This window comes from Blautia sp. Marseille-P3201T (assembly GCF_900120295.1).
GTDB lineage: Bacteria > Bacillota > Clostridia > Lachnospirales > Lachnospiraceae > Blautia.
In genome coordinates this window covers 149,498-172,358 of the sequence record NZ_LT635469.1, presented here as the reverse complement: position 1 = coordinate 172,358, position 22,861 = coordinate 149,498, and the positions used below count along the sequence as shown (strand labels likewise).

Annotated in this window: 25 protein-coding genes and 1 tRNA gene; 12 read left to right on the top strand and 14 right to left on the bottom strand. The window is 37.7% G+C overall.

Going from position 1 to position 22,861, the window contains the following annotated elements; genetic code table 11:
• Window positions 1-21: 21 nt before the first annotated feature.
• The 7 genes from BQ7352_RS05825 to BQ7352_RS05795 are packed head-to-tail and all read right to left on the bottom strand — an operon-like array spanning window position 22 to window position 6,200.
• A complete protein-coding gene (locus tag BQ7352_RS05825; protein ID WP_072447782.1) occupies window positions 22-1,389 on the bottom strand; it encodes a DUF5702 domain-containing protein in 1,368 nt (455 codons plus the stop codon).
• Between the two features lie 10 nt (window positions 1,390-1,399).
• A complete protein-coding gene (locus tag BQ7352_RS05820) occupies window positions 1,400-1,567 on the bottom strand; it encodes a Flp1 family type IVb pilin (RefSeq protein ID WP_072447780.1) in 168 nt (55 codons plus the stop codon).
• Between the two features lie 16 nt (window positions 1,568-1,583).
• On the bottom strand, window positions 1,584-2,774 hold the full coding sequence (locus BQ7352_RS05815; protein ID WP_242948536.1) for a type II secretion system F family protein: 1,191 nt from the start codon (window positions 2,772-2,774) through the stop codon (window positions 1,584-1,586).
• Window positions 2,764-3,510, bottom strand: a complete 747-nt coding sequence (locus tag BQ7352_RS05810) for a type II secretion system F family protein (RefSeq protein ID WP_072447778.1) — start codon at window positions 3,508-3,510, stop codon at window positions 2,764-2,766. The genes BQ7352_RS05815 and BQ7352_RS05810 overlap by 11 nt, the downstream gene beginning before the upstream one ends.
• A complete protein-coding gene (locus BQ7352_RS05805; RefSeq protein ID WP_072447776.1) occupies window positions 3,507-4,703 on the bottom strand; it encodes a CpaF family protein in 1,197 nt (398 codons plus the stop codon). Before BQ7352_RS05805 ends, BQ7352_RS05810 begins: the two co-directional genes overlap by 4 nt.
• On the bottom strand, window positions 4,696-5,694 hold the full coding sequence (locus BQ7352_RS05800) for a P-loop NTPase family protein (protein ID WP_072447774.1): 999 nt from the start codon (window positions 5,692-5,694) through the stop codon (window positions 4,696-4,698). The genes BQ7352_RS05805 and BQ7352_RS05800 overlap by 8 nt, the downstream gene beginning before the upstream one ends.
• Window positions 5,691-6,200, bottom strand: coding sequence for a prepilin peptidase (locus tag BQ7352_RS05795; protein WP_072447772.1), 510 nt, complete (start codon window positions 6,198-6,200; stop codon window positions 5,691-5,693). Before BQ7352_RS05795 ends, BQ7352_RS05800 begins: the two co-directional genes overlap by 4 nt.
• Before the next feature lie 221 nt (window positions 6,201-6,421).
• Between BQ7352_RS05795 and BQ7352_RS05790 the strand changes: the two genes are divergently transcribed.
• Window positions 6,422-7,036, top strand: coding sequence for a GDSL-type esterase/lipase family protein (locus BQ7352_RS05790; RefSeq protein WP_072447770.1), 615 nt, complete (start codon window positions 6,422-6,424; stop codon window positions 7,034-7,036).
• A 58-nt stretch (window positions 7,037-7,094) separates the two neighbouring features.
• Here the strand turns inward: BQ7352_RS05790 and ybaK are convergent, their stop codons facing one another.
• Window positions 7,095-7,595: a Cys-tRNA(Pro) deacylase gene (gene ybaK, locus BQ7352_RS05785; RefSeq protein WP_072447768.1), complete on the bottom strand. Its 501-nt coding sequence runs from the start codon at window positions 7,593-7,595 to the stop codon at window positions 7,095-7,097.
• Window positions 7,596-7,604: 9 nt separating this feature from the next.
• Entirely contained in the window at window positions 7,605-8,948 is a 1,344-nt protein-coding gene (locus BQ7352_RS05780) for an MATE family efflux transporter (protein ID WP_072448626.1), read from the bottom strand.
• 121 nt (window positions 8,949-9,069) lie between these two features.
• Here BQ7352_RS05780 and BQ7352_RS05775 point away from each other — a divergent pair, with 121 nt between their 5' ends.
• Window positions 9,070-9,288 carry a GTPase gene (locus BQ7352_RS05775; RefSeq protein ID WP_072447766.1) on the top strand — a complete coding sequence of 73 codons (219 nt, stop codon included), beginning with the start codon at window positions 9,070-9,072 and terminating at the stop codon, window positions 9,286-9,288.
• Between the two features lie 23 nt (window positions 9,289-9,311).
• Here the strand turns inward: BQ7352_RS05775 and BQ7352_RS05770 are convergent, their stop codons facing one another.
• Together BQ7352_RS05770 and BQ7352_RS05765 are read right to left on the bottom strand one after the other, a co-directional pair.
• Window positions 9,312-10,709 carry a CapA family protein gene (locus BQ7352_RS05770; RefSeq protein WP_072447763.1) on the bottom strand — a complete coding sequence of 466 codons (1,398 nt, stop codon included), beginning with the start codon at window positions 10,707-10,709 and terminating at the stop codon, window positions 9,312-9,314.
• 165 nt (window positions 10,710-10,874) lie between these two features.
• A complete protein-coding gene (locus tag BQ7352_RS05765; protein ID WP_072447761.1) occupies window positions 10,875-12,194 on the bottom strand; it encodes a sodium-dependent transporter in 1,320 nt (439 codons plus the stop codon).
• 205 nt (window positions 12,195-12,399) lie between these two features.
• On the opposite strand from BQ7352_RS05765, the gene BQ7352_RS05760 reads away from it, so the two are divergent.
• On the top strand, window positions 12,400-13,038 hold the full coding sequence (locus BQ7352_RS05760) for a trimeric intracellular cation channel family protein (protein WP_072447759.1): 639 nt from the start codon (window positions 12,400-12,402) through the stop codon (window positions 13,036-13,038).
• A gap of 54 nt (window positions 13,039-13,092) precedes the next feature.
• Window positions 13,093-13,539 (top strand): GatB/YqeY domain-containing protein, encoded by a 447-nt coding sequence (locus BQ7352_RS05755; protein ID WP_072447757.1) that lies wholly within the window; start codon window positions 13,093-13,095, stop codon window positions 13,537-13,539.
• Between the two features lie 184 nt (window positions 13,540-13,723).
• On the opposite strand, the gene BQ7352_RS05750 is transcribed toward BQ7352_RS05755, so the two are convergent.
• The 3 genes from BQ7352_RS05750 to trmB all read right to left on the bottom strand — a co-directional run bounded on the left by BQ7352_RS05750 (window position 13,724) and on the right by trmB (window position 14,817).
• Window positions 13,724-13,796 (bottom strand) — tRNA-Lys (locus BQ7352_RS05750).
• A 181-nt stretch (window positions 13,797-13,977) separates the two neighbouring features.
• A complete protein-coding gene (locus BQ7352_RS14625) occupies window positions 13,978-14,121 on the bottom strand; it encodes a hypothetical protein (RefSeq protein ID WP_200791372.1) in 144 nt (47 codons plus the stop codon).
• 42 nt (window positions 14,122-14,163) lie between these two features.
• On the bottom strand, window positions 14,164-14,817 hold the full coding sequence (trmB, locus tag BQ7352_RS05745) for a tRNA (guanosine(46)-N7)-methyltransferase TrmB (protein ID WP_072448624.1): 654 nt from the start codon (window positions 14,815-14,817) through the stop codon (window positions 14,164-14,166).
• 138 nt (window positions 14,818-14,955) lie between these two features.
• On the opposite strand from trmB, the gene BQ7352_RS05740 reads away from it, so the two are divergent.
• The 8 genes from BQ7352_RS05740 to BQ7352_RS05705 are packed head-to-tail and all read left to right on the top strand — an operon-like array spanning window position 14,956 to window position 22,856.
• Window positions 14,956-15,267 carry a hypothetical protein gene (locus tag BQ7352_RS05740; RefSeq protein WP_072447754.1) on the top strand — a complete coding sequence of 104 codons (312 nt, stop codon included), beginning with the start codon at window positions 14,956-14,958 and terminating at the stop codon, window positions 15,265-15,267.
• A gap of 4 nt (window positions 15,268-15,271) precedes the next feature.
• Window positions 15,272-16,312 carry a V0D/AC39 family V-type ATPase subunit gene (locus BQ7352_RS05735; protein ID WP_072447752.1) on the top strand — a complete coding sequence of 347 codons (1,041 nt, stop codon included), beginning with the start codon at window positions 15,272-15,274 and terminating at the stop codon, window positions 16,310-16,312.
• A 17-nt stretch (window positions 16,313-16,329) separates the two neighbouring features.
• Window positions 16,330-18,285 (top strand): V-type ATP synthase subunit I, encoded by a 1,956-nt coding sequence (locus tag BQ7352_RS05730; protein WP_072447750.1) that lies wholly within the window; start codon window positions 16,330-16,332, stop codon window positions 18,283-18,285.
• A 36-nt stretch (window positions 18,286-18,321) separates the two neighbouring features.
• Window positions 18,322-18,759 (top strand): ATP synthase subunit C, encoded by a 438-nt coding sequence (locus BQ7352_RS05725; protein WP_072447748.1) that lies wholly within the window; start codon window positions 18,322-18,324, stop codon window positions 18,757-18,759.
• A gap of 25 nt (window positions 18,760-18,784) precedes the next feature.
• Window positions 18,785-19,093: a V-type ATP synthase subunit F gene (locus tag BQ7352_RS05720; RefSeq protein WP_072447746.1), complete on the top strand. Its 309-nt coding sequence runs from the start codon at window positions 18,785-18,787 to the stop codon at window positions 19,091-19,093.
• A 16-nt stretch (window positions 19,094-19,109) separates the two neighbouring features.
• Window positions 19,110-19,697, top strand: a complete 588-nt coding sequence (locus BQ7352_RS05715; protein WP_072447744.1) for a V-type ATP synthase subunit E — start codon at window positions 19,110-19,112, stop codon at window positions 19,695-19,697.
• A complete protein-coding gene (locus tag BQ7352_RS05710) occupies window positions 19,690-21,456 on the top strand; it encodes a V-type ATP synthase subunit A (RefSeq protein WP_072447741.1) in 1,767 nt (588 codons plus the stop codon). Before BQ7352_RS05715 ends, BQ7352_RS05710 begins: the two co-directional genes overlap by 8 nt.
• A gap of 14 nt (window positions 21,457-21,470) precedes the next feature.
• Window positions 21,471-22,856, top strand: a complete 1,386-nt coding sequence (locus BQ7352_RS05705; protein ID WP_072447739.1) for a V-type ATP synthase subunit B — start codon at window positions 21,471-21,473, stop codon at window positions 22,854-22,856.
• Window positions 22,857-22,861 lie beyond the last annotated feature (5 nt).

The window sequence follows — 22,861 nt, the reverse complement described above, 5'->3', positions numbered from 1 at the left end:
CGCCTCCTTTTCCATCTATATTTACATATCGTATGAGTATATTCTTTCTGCCTGCCATAAGCGGTTATCTGGTCCTGCAAGTTGAAAACTTACTGCAATAGTATCAATACAGGCATCAAATAGAAAACTTTCTCTTCCTTCTTCTTGTCGCAGATTAAGTTCTATCATATCCATAATACGCAGCACCAGCTTTTCTTCCGGCAAACTCGTCAATAAAATTCTTAAATATTCTTCATACTCAGCGCCTTTTCCGCCATGATTATCCACATTTCCTTTTAAATTGGAAAGTTGGGTATTCCAGCTGTCTGAACTTTTTACTAATGGAACACGTCCTCCTGAAAGTAAAATTTTTACATCTGCAATGCTTTCAATATATGCCCATCCAGCTGCAAGAACACCTTGCACAAAAGTCATTCCTTCTGGTACTAATAAAAGAAATGACAAAGCAGAAGCACATGCCGCAATCTCTCCTCTTTTCTCTGGATTAGTATATAAAAATGCCACATTACTGATTTCGCGAAGTAAAATAAGTTTTTTTACAACAGAAGACAAATTTTCTCTGTCACTTCCTTTCCCTCCTAAAAGATATTCAATTTCATAAGACAACGGCGTTTCCATTCTATCTGTAAAACTCTTAAATTTCTCAAAGGCATATTCCTGAATAAAAACTTTATCGGCAAATCCTTCCTCCGTTTCCAGTTCTGGAAACTCTCCTACACCTTGCTGTCTTTCCCTTTTTGATAAAAGAGCAGACAAATCCACTGTTTTTTCTGATATATCTACACCATCAGGCAATACAAAGGATATAAATCCATTTTTCTTAAAACTTTTTATAATTTCTAAAGGATTATTTGTTTCTGAAATTTCAGGCATAGGTGCTGTCAATTCAGGATTTATCTCTTCCATTCCTCCATTTTTTATATTTTCCTGTTTTTCTAAAACCTCTTTTTCTTCCTCTGTCTTCTTTAACAATGTCTCTATTCCTGAATTTCCTAAATTTTCTTTCATGTATCGAACAATCTGCTTCTTTACTGCTGCTCCGTTTTTATCCGATGCAATCCGAAATCCATCTGCTGCACATATCTGCACAGCACATTTTGTCAAACCAGATCCTAAAACCGGTTTCATATAATCTTCTAAATGATTTAACACTTGTGCAATCTGCAAAGAGCCTGTCTGATAAGATGCATCCAGAAAAAACAGATTATATTTTTCTAAAAGTTCTTTATCATATTCCGAAAAAAGTGAATAAAGTCCTGTATCTATACTATTAACAGCCTGGGCTCTTGCACAGGCTGTTCGTGAGGATTGAATACTTACGGTAATCAGTGACAACAAAACCAAAAGTAAAATGCTCATGGCCACTGTCATACTTCCCTTTTTCTTCACTGTTTCACCTCTATATACTGTTACTCTGCTTTGTAATTTTTGATAAAATACTTTTCACCAAACTAGTAAGCTGTTCCTTAAAAATTAACACCAGTCCAATAAGGACCACCAGTATCAATATAATTTCTACTACACCAACTGCGTCTTCTTCCTGCCAAAATTCCTTTAATAATCTCATATACTCTACCTCCGTCTTATAAAAAACTAAAAAATGCGGGTATCATCAAAATCATCAGCACAACAATCAACTGTAACATCATAGGCAGCAAAAGCTTGGTAGATGCTTCTTCTCCCCTTACCTTTGCACTGCGCTTTCTTTCATCTTCCGCCACTGCCTCCTCTCTCTCTAAAAGTTCCAATAAATTCTGGTTACCTTTCTTTAAATTCTGCACCAGTAAAACAGACAAAACTTTATATTGGGAGACTTCACACCTGACTCCGAAACGTTCATATGCCTCTGCTTCATAAATCCCGCCCTGCATTTCTTTGCAGGTACGAACAATTTCTTCATAAGCACTCCTTTCTTTCATTTGATACTTTTCTCTGCTTCGTAAATATCCCTCTGCAATTTTTTCCATAGCCCTTCGTATGGTAAATCCGGCCCTTAAAAATAGTACCAGTTTCTGAATAATATCAGGATAATCTTTTTGCATCTCCTTTCTTATACTCTCCTGTTTCTTCTTTTCCTTTTCTTTTTGTAAAGGATATACTCCAAAGCCCAAAACAAAAGACAGAAAACACACAATTCTTCCGGTATTTGATCCTGTTTTTTTATAACGGATTTCTTCCCCTTCCAGAGTCTGGGGCAGATACAATGGCCCTGATGGATTTTTACTTAAAAGCTCTGCTTCTTTTTGAACTTCTCTCTGCATTTTTTCCCTTTCATTTAGTTTTGGTGGATATACCATAATCTGTTTTTTCCATATTTCTGTTTCTTCTCCAAGAGAAATAGCAGCAATAATTTCCACATTTTCTCCATTTTCAGAAATATTTTTGCCCGGTATACCTTCCCAGCTTAAAATATCCGGATTTCCTGTACTCCAGGATATTCTCACCGGGTTTCCCTTTAAAGTTTGTGGAAATTCAAAATTCTCACACCTCTTTTCTACCTTTTTTATCCATTGATTCAATTCTTGCTTCGCTTCTTTTATATAATCCATCATTTCTTTTTCTGTGTAATTTTTTTCATCTACATATACTGTAATTTCCTGTGTTTTTCCTTTTGTTTCTGCCACAAGAGTTTCCTCGTAAGCCCCTTCCCCATAAGGATTTCTTTCCAGATATTCCATACTTTTTTCTTTTTCCTCTTTTATAAAAATCCCTATTCCCAAAAGGTTTCCCACCAGAATAATTGATGCAGCCATATAAAATTTTTTAAATGTCAATTTGCGTCAACCTCACTCCCCATTGAAACGCTGCAATATATAGAAAAAGGCAAACTGTCATAACACAAATTCCCAGTGGATTTCCATATAACACACCTAAAAATTCCGGCGAAGTCAACTGCATATAGAGAATAATTCCCAGTGGTATAAAACTCATAATTTTCTGCTCCATTTTTCTGGATGCCAGAATAGTGTCAATTTCTTTTTTTACCTGAATACGCTCCTCAATGGACGAAATACACCGGTTTAAAATAACCCGCATATTGCCACCCCTCTTTTTCGCCTGTATTAAAACATCTGTAAAATTCAAAATTTCTTCCACCCTGCTCCGAATTCCCAAATCATATAAAAGTTCTTCTAAAGGCACGCTATGACCTAACTGCTTTTCTATGTATGCAAATTCTCTGACCATATCTGCTTTTTGTCCATACAGCCTTTCCAAATCTCTTCTTGCTTCTCTTATGGTGTTATCCAGGGAATATCCTGCTGATATTCCCACCTGCATAGCATTTAAAGCATCTTTAAACTGATAGTTTAACCGCTTTTTTCTTAAACGGATTTGCTGCTTTTTCCTCTGATGAACATACCAGAAAGGCAATGGCAGCATAAAGAAAAACACTGCTAAACTTTTATAAAACAGATAATTAATACCTATGCAGGCACAAACTGCCTCGATAAGATATATTCCCCATTGCCCTGCCGAAAGCCGATAAACATCATAATCAATTTTATTCATGGGGCAATCCCGGCTTTTATAAGTTTTTCGGCATGACAAAGCTCTCCTCTTTTTTCTAATTCCTTGTTTCTGATAAATAATGGATTTAATATGACTTCACCTTCCTCTGAAATTTCTTTGATTTCGCAAATTTCCAGCACTTTTCTGCTTTTATCTAACATTCTGCCCAAATGTACAAATATATCAAAGCCCGAAACAATCTGACGGCGGATAACCTGTATGGGTAAATCTATTCCCATGAGCACCATCGTTTCCAACCTGCTTACCATATCCTTACAGCTATTAGCATGAATGGTACTCAAGCTCCCGTCATTTCCTATGTTCACAACCTGTAAAAGCTCCGCTGCCTCTTTTCCTCTCACCTCCCCTACAATAATTCTACTGGGCCTCATACGAAGGCAGGTTCTTAATAAATCCCCAATTGTAATTTCCTGAGATTTCTCTATATTGGCAGGTCTGCATTCCAGACGAACCAAATTTTTTATTCCCTGAATTTGTAGTTCTGCATTGTCCTCAATAGTGATTACTCTTTCATCCTTAGGAATATACTCGGATAATGCATTCAGAAATGTTGTTTTCCCTGAACCCGTTCCGCCTCCGATTAAGATTGTATAGCCTGCTGCCATAAGTTTTTTTAAAAATTCTGCGGCTTCTTTCGTAATACTCCCAAGTTCTAACAATCCATCCATTGTAATGGGTTCCTGGGGAAATTTTCGTATAGTCAGTACAGGACCATCAAGGGCAACAGGGGCAATTACTGCATTTATTCTTTCTCCCCCTTGTAATCTTGCATCAACAATTGGATTTAATGTATTGATTACACGATTACATCTGGATGCCATCTGTTGAATGACATCATCCAGTTTTTCCGGGGACGAAAAGCTCTTTTCAAAAGCCTCTATTTTCCCTTCTTTTTCTATAAAAACCCGGTTCCATCCATTAACCATGATTTCCGTGATGTCATTATCCTCAAGCAGTTCTTCTAAAATATCCATACGCCGCACAGACATAAAAAGAGATTTTCTAAGCGCTTCCCTCTTTGCAATGGGTAAATATTTTTCCTTTCCATATTGATGCAGAATTTCATCTATAATATCCCAAACTTCTGCATCTAATTCTTTCCATGTATTTTCCAACCTCTCTGTCAATATCTTTCGTAGTTCCTGAAACTCATCACTCTTTTCATCATTCATGGCCTTCCAGTACCTTTCTCACAAAAATTCCCCAGGGTCCCATTTTCAGCTCCTGCATGGAATGTATTCCTTCTGTCTCTCTGACCTTCTCTGAAAGAAAAACAGTCTTTATTCTATCTTCTTCTATCACACCCCAGCTCTTCAACAATGTCTGAAACTGAGAAAGTTTACAATCTGCTATAAATCCCGGCTTAACAGGTATATAAATCCTGCTGCACAAATTCAAGACAGAAAATAATTGATCTACTGCGCTGCTGATATTCAATACCAATGTGTTATAGCGCCTGCTTTTCTCTATCATTTCAAAAAGTCGACTCCAGTGGCTAAATGGGATAGATTTAATATCTTCCGGTGATTCTACAGGCGGCAAATACTCCACATCTCCTAACTGCTGTATCATTTCTTCTATTTCCTGCCACAAATTTTCTTTTCCACATTTTAGGTCAAAAAAGAAGTCTGTAAGATTTCTATCACATTTTTGTGACAAAAAGCCTTCCAACTCCGCAAAAGTTTCCATACTGATATATAACACTCTTTTTTCCTCTCCCATAATCTGAGCTGCCGTCATCGCAAACAAACAATTCGCGCATATTTCGGAAGGGGAATAAACGCCTACTATCTCCACACCTTTCCCTTCATCGGAATAGAACGGCATCAAAGATTTTGCTGTATAGTATTCCATCACCTCTTTAATCACACTTTCTGCTGATTGATATTTATAAATACATTTATAAGGTGAACTTTGTTCCTCCTTTTCATCAGCAAGAACTACTATATTTTCCTTCTCCATCTGTTGTATTCTATCGTCCATATCTTTTTCAGCAATCAATAAAATTGGCGGCGGCTGATTACCAACAGACTCATAAAATTTTTCTACATCTGTAAAAGCTTCTGCCCGAAAGGGCAGCTTTTTCTTATTGTTCAGATACTCTGTAAAATTACAGGCATAATCGGTATCTGAGTCACACACTGCAATAATATTTTTCTTCAATAAAATCCTCCTACATAAAGCATGACACTTAAAAACACCGGTACTGTAAAATGAAAATTTTCAGGCTGGCTGCCTCTTTTCATATACGCACGTAAGTTCCTACTGCTGCTATATTCATAAACATAATTGAAAAAATAAGAAAATCGCTCTTTAAAATTCCCACAGGAAATTAGAAATGCTAAAGATAATAATCCTCCCAGAAAAAGAGAACAAAGAATTAATTTAAAAACAGAACCCGCACCCAAAAAGGTTCCCAAACCAGAGATTAACTTTATATCCCCGGCTCCCAGCATCCGAAAATAAAACAGCGGCAGCAAAAGTATACATGGCAGTAAAAATCCCAGACTTGCATACAAAATTCCAGCTGCACCATTTTCCGTTATCTGCCAGTAAAAACCCGCCAGAAAAACCGCCCCGATGAAACCATTCACTACCCTTTCCATCAGAAAGTCCATACACATGGCGATACACGAAAAAACCAATACACACAACGATTGTACCGACAAAAAATCACCTCTTTTATAATTTTAAAATTTGGAAAATTATCAGTCGAATGACTGTAAGAATGTTTTGAAGTTGTATTTGATTATAGCCTTCTCTAAGAAATTTGTAAAGAGAATTTATTGCTGATTTTTCGATTTGGATAGACTGTACAAAATTATCATTTGCAATCTCCGTGATTTTCAGTTAAAATATTGAATAGAAACAATAATAAGGAGTATAAACTATGGGACTTATTATATTTTTAGGTGATAGTATTACCGATGCCGGCAGGAGAACTTCTCCCAATAAGCTGGGATTTGGTTATGTAAATATATTTTCAGAACGCTTAGAAGCCCAACAACAAAATTGGGAAATTATCAATCGCGGGGTAGAAGGCTATGTGGTTCAAAATGTTGCCGAAACTCTTCACAGCGAGTGTATTTCTTTAAATCCAGATTATATCAGTATCCTGGTAGGTATCAACGATATTGGTCTGATTGCTAATTCCTCTGCATCCGAGCAGGATAAGCTTTATATGTTAGAAGACAGTATTCGCGCCTATCATGAAATGCTTTTTGATTTATCCAGAGAAACGCAGGCAAAGGTAATTATTCTGGAACCATTCATCTTTCCCGAACAGGGAAAGTACGAAGACTGGATACCATGGCAGAAAAAAATGTCTAAGAACATTCAAAAACTTGCTCGAAATTATGGCGCCTACTTCATACCTTTGCAATCACCTCTGAATGAAAAAATTCAAGAACAAGGTTATGAAAATATCACCACTGATGGTATCCACCTCACACTTCAAGGACAACAACTTCTTGCAGATATTGTAAAAAATTCCTTTCATTTATAGTCTTCTATGAAAAACATAAGGCTGTCGCATTAAGCAGAAATTCGGAATATTTATGCACTTAATGCAACAGCCTCGTTGCTATTTCCACAAATTTTCCCGATACAACTTCAGCTAATTCTTTCGGATTTACCTTTAAAGTCGTTCCAATCCTGCCGCCACTTACATAAATTTGCTCATACTCAAGCGCACTTTCATGAATAATCGTAGGATACTGTTTTTTCATTCCCAATGGGCTGCATCCGCCCCGCACATAACCACTTACTTTAGTTATATCCTTCACATGAATAAGCTCTACTGATTTTTCACCTACCGCTTTCGCTGCTTTCTTTAAATCAATTTCCAGTGCAATGGGAATAACTACTACATAATACTCTTTACTTTTCCCCTGTACAATTAAGGTTTTAAAAGACTGTTCTACAGGCGCTCCTGTCTTTTCTGCAGTATGAAGCCCATCTATAAATTCATCGCATTCATATTGTAGCACTTCATACGGAACTTTATTTTTATCTAAAATTCTCATTGCATTTGTTTTAATTTCTTTTTCTTTATGTTTTCCCATTGCTCTCTCCTATAATTTTAAATGTTTCATAAAATGGCCGTAAAGCACACATCCTATCAAAGCAGCCAAAAGTTCTGCAATCGGGAATGTAATCCACACACCTAACAGCCCCATACTTCTGGATAATAATGCAGCTAATGGAATAATAATCACAAGCTGTCGCAGCATGGAAATTATCAAGGAGTGAATTCCCTTTCCCAGGGCTTCAAATGCACCGGAAAGTACACATCCTACTGTAGAAATCAAAAATCCCACAGCAATAATACGAAGCATAGGAACACCAATCCGCAGCATTTCCGCATTTGCATCAAATAATTTCATAATAAATTCCGGAAACAGTAAGAATAACAACATACCAAGCAGCATAATCACGCCTGTTGCCTCCATACTTGCTTTTAAAGTTTCCTTCATACGCTTTTTATTTCCTGCACCATAATTATATCCCATAATCGGACGCATTCCCTGCACAACACCATTTGCAGGCATATACACGAAAGACTGAATTTTAATATAAAGTCCAAATACAGCAATGGCTGTTGCGGAAAAAGCAGCTAAAACAGAATTTAATGCTGCTACCAAAATAGATGGCATAGCCATCATAATGGCAGAAGGAATTCCCACCATATATATCTTCTTTAAAATTTCGCCGTCCAGTCGAAAACCTTTTAGATTAATTTTAATAGACTGACATTTTTTCAAGAAAAATGCCATAGATAATGCCGCTGCAAAAATCTGGGCAGCAACAGTTGCAATCGCCGCTCCCTGTACTCCCATAGCAGGTAAACCAAACCACCCAAAAATTAATACAGGGTCCAAAATAATATTAAAAATTGCTCCTATTCCCTGAAAAAACATAGGCATGATCATATTTCCCGTTGCCTGAAACAGCTTTTCTGAATATAAATGATACATACTCCCAATACTAAAAAATAAAACAATCTGTGTATACTGACAGCTCATATCCAATATTTCAGGACTGTCCGTAAATGCGCTGAGAAAAGGTTTTGTCAAAAAAGCTCCTGCTGCCACAAATAAAAGCCAATGTACGGCACAAAAAATCAATCCGTGATTAGCTGTTGCTGTAACCTCCTTGTCATCCTTTGCCCCTAAAGCTCTGGCTGCACAGGCACTTAGACCAATACCAAATCCACAGGACACTGCCAAAATCATATTTTGTAAAGGATATGCCAAAGAAACTGCCGTCAGTGCATCCTCACTTACTCTGGCCACATACATACTGTCCACAATGTTATATAATGCCTGGATTAGCATAGAAATCATAGGCGGTACAGACATGGAAATCAAAAGTGGCATAACCTTTTTTGTACCCATTGCGTTTGTATTTTTATCCATTTTTGTTTTCCCTCCTTTTATAACCTCATACAGCATAACGATTTCCATGTTTTTTGTCAATCTTTTCATACATACCTTATTGGTTTTCGGAAATACTAAAAGAAAAAACAGGAGGCATACCATGAATAATAATAAAAATTCCTATTCTGATAAATTTAATGTAGAAGCTACATCCATCCATGATTTAGACGGATGTGCCACAACCGAGGCCACAGGTCTTATTCCTGCCATGCCAAAATCTGCTTCTGAAATTGACTCCTACAAAGAAATTCTTCCCTACTCTCCCGACTGCTATGTAGAGAAAACAAAGGAAAAAAGAAAGCAGGAGCTGTTGCATTAAACATCTCCTGCTCTCTTCCAATACTATTCTTCCGTTTTTGTCTTTTTTGAACTACTGCTGCTGTCCTTATTCTCATCTTTTGAAGTATCACTATCCTGCGTAGATTTTTCATCAACTTCTTCGCCTAAAGTCTTCTGTGAACTTCCCGTTACCGGAGTTGCTACCTTGTCAGCTGCTTCTTTTAAAGCTGATAAGGTAAACTCTGCTTCTTCATCTTCTGTATGAATTTTATGTTCCTTTGCTAATTCTTCTGTATAATCAGATAACTTATAAACACCTGCATTAGTGAAATCTTCATTATAGTGCATTACCAGAGGAACTAAGCTGTATTCTTCAATAGTTACTTCCCCTGATTTAGCATCTTTTTTCAGCGTAAATTCTGCCATACCTCCCAAGAGATTTTCTAAAGACGACTGATGACTTACAAAATTTCCAAGAGAATAATATACCAGCATTTCCTTTCCATCAGGTCTTGTCAGCTTTCCGTATTTCTTTAAAATATGAGGATGGGAACAAATTACAACATCTGCTCCTTGCTCTGCCAGAAAATTAATTTTTTCCTGAAGTTTCTCATCCAAATCTTCTGCATCACTTTTTCCACTATGAAGATATACAATGCTCACATCTGCCTCTTCTTTTGCTTTTGCTAAATCTTCTTTCACTTTTTTTTCTGAATATGTATCTACCATATAACTTTCTGTGGATGGAATAGAGTGATTTTCGCTTATCATAGAACTATAGTTCATCACTGCAACTTTAAAATTCTTTTTCTCAATTATCTGATAGCGACTTTCATTATCTTTCTCATGTATTCCTAAATTCGTAATCTTAGGATAACTTTTATCCCAAAATTCCACAGACTCTGTAATTCCATCACTTTCTCTGTCAAAAGCATGTTCCGTTGCCTGTGTCACAATATCAAATCCTGCATTTACCAATGCATCTCCTACTTCTGTCGGAGTAGCAAAGTCAGGATAGCCTGCAGCCTGATCATGATTTTTAATAAAAGGTGTTTCCTGATTAACTGATGCTAAATCCGCCTTTTTTATATCCTCTTTAATATTTTCATATAAAAAGTCAAAATTCCAATCCTGCTCCTTACCGGAGTTAATCACAGCATCATGAATAAGATTGTCGCCCACAGCTACCATACGAAGTACATTTTCTTCTTTTTTTGCTGCCTCTTGTTTCTTCTGTTCTTCTATCTTTTTCGCTTGTTTTGCTTCATTTTTTTTATGTACAGATGTTCCAATTGCAACACCTCCCACAATTAAAACTACAGCACCTATACCGGCTAAAATCATCCTCTGGCGCATAATCCTCTGACGTCTTTTTCTTTCTCTGATAATTCTTCTGCGTCTTTCTATTTCACGTCTTCTTGCTTCTTCTTCATCTCTTCGTCTTCTGCGATGTTCGCTCATGATAATCTCCTTCCTTATCATTTCTTTATCTTAACATACAAATTTCTGTATAAATTTTATGAACCAATTATTTCATAATTATAATATGATTTTTAAGTTTATGTCAACTTGTTTAAACTATAAAGAAAAAGAAGATGCTGTCTGAAAACAACATCTTCCTCTAAATCATCCAATTCCTTTATAAATAAGCCCTAAAATAAATACAATAATTGTCAAAGGCACATATATATATTTTGCAGTAGGTTTGAATATTTTGGAAAGCCCCTTCTTACGTCCTTCTTCCAATTCTTCTTTAATTTTATCAAACCCTAAAATATAGTAAATAGAAATTGCTCCTAAAACTGCTCCAAACGGAACTACGATAATGGTAATAAAATCCATCCATGTTCCCACTCTTGCTTCTTCTTCCATGAAAAGTCCAACAAAAAGTGTTAAAGCGCCACAAAGTAATACTGAATGATTTCTTTTCAATTTGAACTTATGCTGCCAGCTTTCAATAACTGCTTCAAACATATTAATCAAAGAAGTAATTCCCGCAAAACATACAGACAGGAAAAAGATTATCGCAAACAGTCTTCCCATTGGCATTTGTTTAAAAATATTCGGAATAGTAATAAACATCAAAGACGGACCTGCAGATGGTTCAATTCCAAAGGCAAATACTGCCGGCATAATTGCCAATGCGGAAAGCATCGCTGCAATCGTATCAAAAAATGCTGTCTGCATGGAAGCTTTCGGAATATCTTCCTTCTTGCTCAAATAAGAGCCATAAACGATCATCCCTGAACCGGTAATAGATAGAGAGAAAAATGCCTGCCCCATAGCCATTACCCATGTATCAATGTTTGCTAATGCCTCCCACTTAGGTACAAATAAAAATTTATATCCTTCTTTTGCACCCGGAAGGAAAAACACTCTCACTGCCAGTATTGCAAACAATACGAAAAATAACGGCATCAATATTTTATTTGCTTTTTCAATCTGTGTAGCTGCACCAATAAGAAGTACCACCACGGTAATTCCGATTACAATCACATGCCATGGAACATTTCCCATAAACGCAGTCACGTCAGCAAAGTATTTTGCTGAGTCTTGTTCTAAAACTGTATTTGTAACAGAACCGCATAAAAATCTTAAAACCCATCCGATAATAACAGAATATCCAATGGCAATTCCAAGAGAACCTAAAAGCGGTATCCATCCCAAAATTTTTCCTACTTTTTCTTTCTTTTTTTCTGCCCAGCAAAGTTCATAAGAACCCAAAGTTCCTGTACCTGCCTTTCTGCCAATTGCAAACTCTGCAGAAAGTCCTACAAACCCAAACAGGCAGATAAAGAATATATACGGAATTAAAAATGCCGCTCCCCCATATTCTCCCAATCGATAAGGGAACATCCATATATTTCCCAATCCTACTGCTGAACCTACGCAAGCCAGCACAAAACCCACGGAATTTGTAAAGCTTCCGTTTTTATGATTATGCATACTTTTTCCTCCTTCTCCGGATAATCTGCTCTCTCTTAGCATTATTATCAGTTGATGCGTTAAATTTTTAAACTATACCTCATCAATGTAGCAAAGAATACAAGAAAAGTCAACAAGATATCCTTCTTTTTATGACGTTTTTTTTGCAGAAACATGCTATAATACATCTACATATCAGATTACAACCTCAAGGGGGATTTTCCTAATGGATATTTTTACTTTTATTCTTGAAATTATTGGTACAGTGGCCTTTGCTTCATCCGGCGCCATGATTGCTATTGAGAAAAAAATGGATATTTTCGGTGTAAATATCTTAGGCGCTACAACAGCTGTAGGCGGCGGAATAATGAGAGATGTAATTTTGGGTGTAACGCCGCCCACTGCCTTTGCTCAGCCTGTATATATTTTATTTGCTATTCTCACTTCCACTTTATTGTTTACCATTGTATATACCAACCCGGAGATTATTCATTCTAAAATTAAAAATAAATTCTATGATAAAGTGATGCTCTGGTGTGATACTGTAGGTCTAGGAATTTTTACAGTAGTAGGCATTCAAACAGCCTCACGTCATGTTACCGATGATAATTCTTTCTTTTTTCTGTTTATCGGAGTACTCACCGGTGTAGGCGGCGGCGTCATTCGTGATATTATGGCAAGTGAAACGCCTTATATTCTGGTACGGGAAGTTTATGCCAGCGCTTCCATTGCCGGAGGTATTGTCTGTATCGTATGCAGAAATACCATAGGAGAAGCAGCCGGACTTATTTTTGGTCTTATTGTAACTGTAGTTATCCGTGCTCTTGCGGCACATTTTCACTGGAATCTCCTTCGTATTCATTGACGGAGTTTCAAATTATGGTATGATAGATATAAAAAAATAAAGGAGAGGTTTTATATGAGTAAAATTGATGAAGTAAGAAAAGCTATGGTTACTGCCATGAAAGCAGGCGACAAAGAACGTAAAGAGTCCCTGTCTATGCTGTTGTCTGCATTAAAAAATAAAGCCATTGACAAACGTGAGGATTTAACAGAAGCAGAAGAAAATGAAGTTGTTTTAAAAGAAATCAAGCAGACAAAAGAAACTCTTGAACTGACTCCAAAGGACAGAACAGAGATTATTGAAGAATGCACAAAACGTATTGCTGTTTATGAAGAATTTGCTCCAAAGATGCTGAATGAAGATGAAATTAAAGAGGTTATTCAAGGTGTTTTAAGTGAACTTTCCATAGAAACACCAACCGGAAAAGATAAAGGAAAAATCATGAAAGTGCTGATGCCTAAGGTAAAAGGAATTGCTGACGGCAAACTGGTAAATCAGGTTCTGGCATCTATGATGGAGTAAACGCAAAACATTTATATAAAAGGAGGCTGCCGTATTAAACAATATTTCTGAATAGTATTTAATGCGTCAGCCTCTTACTTTTTAAATCAGTCAATCATAATATATTCTACTAGAAATCCATTTTTTTGCACAACAAAAAACACCGTCCCCGCAGCTCTCTTGTCTGCAAAAACAGTGCTTTTAATGCGCCTTCAGGGACTCGAACCCTGGACAAATAGATTAAGAGTCTACTGCTCTACCAACTGAGCTAAAGGCGCTTATTTATTTCGTTTTCCTCAGTGCAAAAAATATTATACCTGATACATTTAGAAAAAGCAAGTATATTTTTAGATTTATTTTGTTTTTTTAAAGAAACACTTTAGAAATATTTTATGTATTTGATGGAGGCTGCCGCATTCAGTGCATATCCTAGATGTTTGAAGCGACCGCCCCATTCCTTTATTTTCTTTTGATTTTTATAGAGTTAAGAGTCTTTTCTACCTCTTCGATAGACTGAAGCACCTGAGAAGCTTTTGTTTTCTGTCGTTTATTTTGATATGCCCACTGAAAAACTGCATCTTTCATTCTTTTTTTCCCCTTCATGATAGTAGGCTCTCCTGAACTCTTCCTTCTATTATATATATTTTATTGTCCTGCAATCAATTTGTGAATAGGATTTCCCTTAGATGAAAACTTTTCTTCATATTCTGTCATAACATTTCCCATGTTCATCTCCACATCATGGTGTAAATCAAAGGTATGAGCAAGAAGTTTCCATCCTGCCTCTTTCACTTCCTCTAAAGAAAATTCAAACAGCTCTCTATTATCTGTCTTAAATTCTACCACGCCTTCTTCTGATAGCACCTGCTGATATCTTTCCAAAAACTGGCGAGATGTTAATCTACGCTTTGCATGTCTTTCTTTTGGCCATGGATCTGAAAAATTCAAGTAAATCTTTTTCACCTCTCCTTTTTCAAATACTAACGGAAGTTCTCTTGCATCCATACGAATAAAGAATAGATTATTTAAAATCTTCCCTTCTTTTTCCTGTTCCTCTCTTTTCTGAATAGCTCTTAATAAAACACTGTCATACATTTCAATTCCAATAAAATTCACGTCAGGATAGAGTTCTGCCAAGGTCATAATAAAGCGGCCTTTTCCCATTCCCACTTCAATATGAACAGGATTTTCGTTTCCAAAAACTTCTGCCCAATTCCCCTTTTTTTCCTGTACATCATGAATTACATATTTACTATCTTCAATGGCATCTTTTGCACCTGGTATATTTCTTAACCGCATTCCACGTTCCTGCCTTTCCAATTATTCTATAAAAGTATAACCGATACCCTACCTCCTGTCAAAGCCACAATAAATCCTGTGGTTTTTTTCTGGAAATGGTGTATAATAAGATGAATAAGAAAAAAAGGAGGAAAGCCTATGGAAGACATTATCAACAAACTCGCAGAGATAGAAGCTGCCGCCTCACATATTATGGAAGATGTTTCAGAGCAAAAAAAACAACTGGCTCAGCAATATGAAGAAGCTGTTCAGCAGTTTGATTGCACCATAGATATGGAGATCCAGAACCGCTCCGATACTATCCGGCAGGAATTGGAAATCCAGATGAAACAAGAACTGGAAAATCAACGCAATGAGGCTGAAGAGGTTTTAACCAGACTGGAGGCCTACTATACCAAATGTCATACAAACATGGCAAAAGAAATTTATGACAGAATATTAAGGATGTGAGAATATGGGAAGTCTGCTTTCTTACAGTGGTCTGTCTACAAAAGTCCGGGCCATGCAAAGCAAGCTTATAAAAGAAGCTCAATATCAGGAAATTGCTCAAATGCATTCTGTTACTGCTGTGGTTGCCTACTTAAAAAAACAGCCGGGATTTCAGGATCTTTGGGCTGATTTAGATGAAAACAGCCTTCACAGAGGAGATATTGAAAAGCTTCTTACCCATACCATTTATCAAAATTTTGCCAAACTGTATCGTTTCGCCAATCCGGAACAACGAACCTTTATGGCTTTATACTTTAAACGCTACGAACTGGCTACCATGAAAGATTGTCTCAGAAAAATTTTTGACCAGGGACATGCCGAACTGGATCTTTCTCTTTTCAAAGACTTTTTTGACCGCCATTCAAAGCTGAATATTGAAAAACTGGCAAACTCTTCTACTGTGGAAGAATTTGTTTCTAATCTGGAGGGTTCTGAATACTATAAGCCTTTGAAAAAATTAGGTAATGACTATACCCCCAGCATTTTTGATTATGGTATGGCACTTGACCAGTATTATTTTGCCAATATCTGGTCTGTAAAAGAAAAAATCTTTAAAAAACGTGATTTAGAAGAAATCACAAAAGCATATGGCAATAAATTTGATATGCTAAATCTCCAGTGGATTTATCGTTCAAAAAAATATTACCACATGACTCCTGCTGATATTTATGCATTGTTAATTCCTGTGCGTTATCGGCTTAGCAGAAAAGATATTTCTGCATTGGTAGAGTCTGCAGACGAAGATGAATTTAAAAATATCCTGGACACTACCTATTATAAAAAACGTTTTCCTGACCTCGTTCCGGAAAAACTGGAAGCGTTTTACAATTTAAGTTTAAAAACGATTCTGGAAACAGAGTCCAGAAAATATCCTCACTCAGTAATTATGCTATACTCCTACCTCTATCACAAGGAACATGAGGTAGACCGACTGACTACAGCTATTGAATGTATCCGCTACGGACTTTCATCTACTGAGATTTTGGATTACATTGCCAAAACTTAATAACCGGAGGTGATTACATGATTGAGAAAATGAAATTCTTAAGTATTACCGGTCCGAAATCCGACATTGACCGTGTGGTAAATGAATATCTTTCCAAGTATGAAATTCATCTTGAAAATGCCATGGCACAGTTAAGTCAGGTTCAGCATCTGTCGCCGTATATTCAGATAAATCCTTATAAAGATTTATTAAACCGCATCAATGAATTCGCCGGACAGCTTAAGGATACAGAGAACATTCCCATACGTGATATTTCTCTGGAAAAAATACAGCCCCTTGTGGACGCTTTAAATGAAAAAATTTCAAAAATCAAAAAAAGATGTGACAAGCTCAATGAAAAACGCGCCTCTGTCACTGAAGATTTAAAATGTATTACGCCTTTCCTTACCCTGCCTCAGGATTTGGACCAGCTGATACATTATCGTTTTGTTCAGGTACGTTTTGGACGTATTCCTATAGAATATTATGAAAAGTTCAAAGAATATGTCTATGATAATCTGGACACAATCTTTTTCCCATGCCATCAAGATGATTATGTATGGGGACTTTATTTTGTCTTGTGGACAAAAATGGAACAGGTGGACGCCGTATTCTCTTCTATGCACTTTGAGCGCATTTACTTGAAAAAAGATTATTACTACGGCACTCCGCAAAAACTCCACAGTGATTTAAATAATCAGTTAAATGCTATTGATCAGGAATTAGATGCCTGTCATCAGGAAATCCAAGAACTTTTAAATGGTGATGCCAGTGCAATTCTCTCCGCACAAGCTGCCTTAAATGCGCTTTCTACTAACTTTGATGTAAGAAAAGTAGCTGCCTGTGTGCAGGAACATCAGGAAACTTTCTATATTTTATGCGGTTGGATGAGCGAAAAAGACAGTGACTCCTTCTTAAAAGAAATTGAAAATGACTCTAATCTCTTCTGCGTTGTAGAAGACAACAATAATAAAATCAGTTGTAAACCGCCTACAAAGCTGAAAAATCCTAAGATTTTCAAGCCTTTTGAAATGTACGTAAAAATGTATGGACTTCCTGACTATCATGAACTGGATCCTACTATTTTCGTAGCATTGACTTATTCCTTTATTTTCGGTGTCATGTTCGGAGATGTGGGACAAGGTCTTCTTCTGGCACTGGGAGGTTTTGCACTGTACAAATGGAAACAGGTTACTTTAGGTGCAATTATTGGAACTGCAGGTATTTTCTCTACCTTCTTTGGTTTTATGTTTGGTAGTATTTTCGGTTTCGAGCACATTATTGATGCTGTGTGGCTAAGGCCTGTGGAAGCTATGATGCTGGTTCCCGGTCTTGGACAGATGAATACCATTTTCGTTGTAGCCATTGTTTTTGGTATGTTTCTCATTCTTGTGACTATGATTTTTCATATTATTAATGCAGTTCGTACCAATGATATAGAAGGGATCTGGTTTGATCAAAACTCTGTATGCGGACTTATCTTTTACGGAACTTTGACTGCATCTGCTCTCTTATTCCTCACAGGAAACCCAATGCCCGCTACCATTATTTTAATTATAATGTTTGCTGTTCCATTAGTGGTTATTATGTTGAAAGAACCTATTACTCGTATAGTAGAAAAGAAAACCCCTGTAATTGAAGGCAGTAAACCAATGTTTTTTGTACAGAGCTTTTTCGAACTGTTTGAAATTATGTTAAGTTTTCTTTCCAACACACTTTCCTTTGTGCGTATCGGAGCCTTTGCCGTCAGCCACGCTGCCATGATGGGCGTTGTTATGATGCTGGCAGGTGCAGAAAGCGGCGGAAGCATTAACTGGCTGATTGTCATCGGAGGTAATCTTTTCGTATGTGCCATGGAAGGCCTGATTGTAGGTATTCAGGTACTTCGTCTTGAATACTACGAAATGTTCAGCCGTTTCTACAAGGGCACCGGAAAAGAATTTAAACCATTTTTAAAACACATAAACAAAACAAAATCTTCTGACCATGCTTAATGGCACAGACTGTTTAATATTTAGGAGGATATTATTATGACAACTATCATTCAAATTCTTACTGCAGTAGCTTTAGTTTTAAGCATTATTGTTCCTTTTGGAGCATTCTTTCTGGGAGAAAAAACAAAAAAACGTTACAAAAAATCTCTTGCATGTAACTGCTTTTTCTTCTTCGGAAGTCTTCTTGTAGCAACAATCGTAATGTTTAGTGGAACAGCCAGTGTTCATGCTGCAGCTGCTGCCGGAACTTCTGATCTTGCTACAGGTCTTGGATACATTGGTGCTGCTTTAGTTACAGGTCTTTCCGGTATTGGTTCAGGTATTGCCGTTGCCAGCTCTGCAAGCGCTGCCTTAGGTGCTATCAGCGAAGATGGTTCTTTATTTGGTAAATCCATGATTTTCGTAGCTATGGCAGAAGGTATTGCATTATATGGTCTGATTATTTCTTTCATGATTCTTGGTAAATTAGGCTGATTTCGATACGGAAGGATGATTTCCAATGAAAATGTTTTTAATCAGTGACAACATTGACACCTACACCGGTATGCGCCTTGCTGGCGTAGAGGGTGTGGTTGTCCACGAAAGGGAGGAACTTCATCGTGCTTTGGAGGAAGCCATTCAAAACAAAGAAAACGGCATTATTCTCCTCACAGAAAAATTCGGGAAAGAGTTTCCTGATATTATTGACGATGTACGCTTGAACCACAAGCTTCCTCTGCTTATTGAAATTCCCGACCGTCATGGTACAGGACGGGCACCTGACTTCATTACTTCGTATGTAAATGAAGCCATCGGACTAAAATTATGACAAGAAGGTGATATGTATGACAACAGAAGAAAAATTGCAGCATTTCTATGAAGTTTCCATGGATACCGCCAGAGAAGAAGCCACAAAGGCACTGGATGAATATAAAGCGGCGCTGGAAATAGAAATGGAACGTCATAAACAGGAAAAGCAGGCTGCTTCTGAAAACCAGTTTAAAATAGAATCAGACAACGCAGCCAGAGAAATTAACAAAGCCCTTTCTGCAGAACATCTTCATATCAAAAGAAAGCTTTCCAAAAAGCAACAGAAACTAAAAGAAAGCATTTTTGCAGAAGTAGAAGATTTACTTAACGCCTTTTCCCAAAAGCCAGAATATGTAGACTGGCTTGAGGATAAAATAAAACAATCTCTGGAGATTGCTCAAAACGACTCCATACAGATTTATCTGACTGCAAGAGACTCTGCCCGGTCAGAAGAATTGGCAAAACGTACCGGAATTACTCCTCTCATCTCTGAAACAGATTTTTTAGGTGGTATAAGAGCTGTTATTCCTGAAAAAAATATTTTAATTGACAATACGTTCCTTACTGCTTTTGAAAATGAAAAGGAACGCTTCAATTTCGATGGAGGATTTACTCATGAGTAAGACTGCTGAAATTTACGGCATTAATGGTCCTGTTATTTACCTGAAAGGCAATACAGGCTTCAAAATGTCTGAAATGGTTTATGTCGGAAAGGAAAATCTGGTAGGCGAAGTTATCTCCCTGAAAAAAGAAGCCACAACGGTTCAGGTATTTGAGGAAACCAGTGGTCTGCGTCCGGGTGAAACTGTAACTGCCAGCGGTGATGCTATTTCCGTCACATTAGGACCTGGTATTTTAAATAATATTTTTGATGGTATTCAAAGACCTCTTTCTGTCATTGCTGAGCAATCCGGAAAATATATTTCCAGAGGTATGCAGGTAGACTCTCTGGATACAGAAAAGCTTTGGGACGTGCATCTGACCGTTTCCGAAGGTATGGAAGTTTATGGAGGTACAATTATTGCAGAAGTTCCCGAAACAGAGTCCATTGTGCATAAGTCCATGGTTCCGCCAAATATTCACGGAATAGTAAAATCCGTTGTTCCTGACGGACAGTACAACATTACTCAAACCATTGCTGTACTGACATTGGAAGATGGCTCTGAATATGAATTGAAGCTTGCACAAAAATGGCCTATCCGTATTCCCCGACCTACAAGTAAACGTTATCCTGCTTCTAAACCACTTGTAACAGGACAGCGTATTTTAGACACTCTGTTCCCTATTGCAAAAGGCGGTACTGCTGCTGTTCCCGGTGGATTTGGTACAGGTAAAACTATGACTCAGCACCAGATTGCCAAATGGTCTGATGCCGACATTATTATTTACATCGGCTGCGGTGAACGTGGAAATGAAATGACACAGGTATTGGAGGACTTCTCCAAGCTTCATGACCCGAAAACAGGAAATGCCTTAATGGCACGTACTTCCCTGATTGCAAATACTTCAAACATGCCTGTTGCGGCTCGAGAAGCTTCTATTTATACAGGTATTACCCTTGCTGAATACTATCGAGATATGGGATATGATGTAGCTATTATGGCAGACTCTACTTCCAGATGGGCAGAAGCCTTACGTGAACTGTCCGGACGTTTGGAGGAAATGCCTGCGGAAGAAGGTTTTCCGGCTTATCTTGCATCCCGCCTTTCTGCTTTCTATGAAAGAGCCGGCATGATGCAAAATTTAAATGGTACCGAAGGTTCTGTATCCATTATCGGTGCAGTTTCCCCACAGGGCGGTGACTTCTCTGAGCCGGTAACACAGAATACAAAACGTTTTGTCCGCTGTTTCTGGGGACTGGATAAATCTCTGGCTTATGCAAGACACTTCCCTGCTATTCACTGGCTGACCAGCTATAGCGAATATTTAGGCGATTTGTCTTACTGGTACAGCGAAAATGTTTCCCCGAAATTCGTGGAATACAGAAACCGTATTATGGCAATTTTAAACTCTGAAAGCAGTCTGATGGAAATTGTAAAACTGATCGGAAGTGACGTACTTCCTGACGACCAGAAACTGACTTTGGAAATTGCAAGAGTTATCCGTCTGGGATTTTTACAGCAGAACGCGTTCCATCCTGACGATACTTGCGTCTCTCTGGAAAAACAGTTTAAAATGATGGAAATCATTCTGTATTTATATAAAAAATGCCGTTCTCTTATTGCAATGGGCATGCCAATGTCTGTATTGAAACAGGAAAACATTTTTGAAAAAGTCATTGCAATTAAATATGATGTGCCAAATGACCATCTGGAAATGATGGACGATTATAAAAAAGCAGTAAAAGACTTTTATAATACTGTAATGGAAAAGAATGCATAAGGAGGGACTGATTTATGGCAATTGAATATTTGGGCTTAAGTGAAATCAATGGCCCTCTGGTAGTTTTAGAAGGAGTAAAAAATGCTTCTTTTGACGAAATTGTAGAATTTCGAGTAGATGATGGAAGCAAAAAGTTAGGACGTATCGTAGAAATATATGAAGAAAAAGCTGTTATTCAGGTTTTTGAAGGAACAGAAAATATGTCCCTTTCTAACACCCATACACGTCTTAGTGGACATCCTATGGAAGTAGAGCTTTCCCCAGATATTTTGGGACGTACTTTTAATGGTATTGGAAAGCCTATTGACGGACTAGGTCCTGTCATTCCGGAAATGAAACTGAATATTAACGGACTTCCATTGAACCCTGTCACAAGGGAATACCCCAGAAACTTTATCCAAACAGGTATCTCTGCTATTGACGGACTTACAACCTTAATCCGTGGACAGAAGCTTCCGATTTTTTCAGGAAACGGACTTCCTCATGACCAGCTTGCGGCACAGATTGTTCAGCAGGCTTCTCTTGGAAGCAACAGCGATGAAAAATTCGCCATTGTTTTCGCTGCTATGGGTGTTAAATATGACGTAGCAGAATTCTTCCGCCGCACCTTTGAGGAAAGCGGTGTATCTGACCACGTTGTTATGTATTTAAATCTGGCTAACGACCCTGTTGTAGAACGATTGATTACACCAAAGGTTGCTCTTACTGCTGCGGAATATCTGGCCTTTGAAAAAGGTATGCATATCCTTGTTATCCTTACAGATATTACTTCCTTCTGTGAGGCCATGCGTGAGGTATCTTCCTCTAAGGGCGAAATTCCTTCCAGAAAAGGATATCCGGGATATTTATACAGTGAACTGGCAACTCTTTATGAAAGAGCCGGTATTGTAAGAGGCGGCACAGGTTCTGTAACACAGATACCAATTCTTACCATGCCAAATGATGATATTACTCATCCAATTCCTGACTTAACAGGATACATTACCGAAGGTCAGGTTGTACTTGACCGTCAGCTTCACGGACAAGCAATTTATCCGCCAATCAATGTACTGCCTTCTCTGTCACGTCTTATGAAGGACGGTATCGGTGAAGGCTTTACACGGGAAGACCATCAAGACGTTGCAAATCAGCTTTTCTCCTGCTACGCAAAGGTAGGGGATGCCAGAGCTCTTGCATCGGTTATCGGCGAAGACGAGCTTTCACCTCTGGATAAAAAATATCTGGAGTTTGGTACTGCCTTTGAAGAAAACTTCGTGGGACAACGAGCAGATGAAAACAGAACTATTCAGGAAACTTTAGATAAAGGTTGGGAGCTTCTTTCCATGATACCGAGAGAAGAGCTTGACCGTATCGACACCAAAATTCTGGATAAATATTATCCTGAAAACGTAGAAAAGTAAAAGGG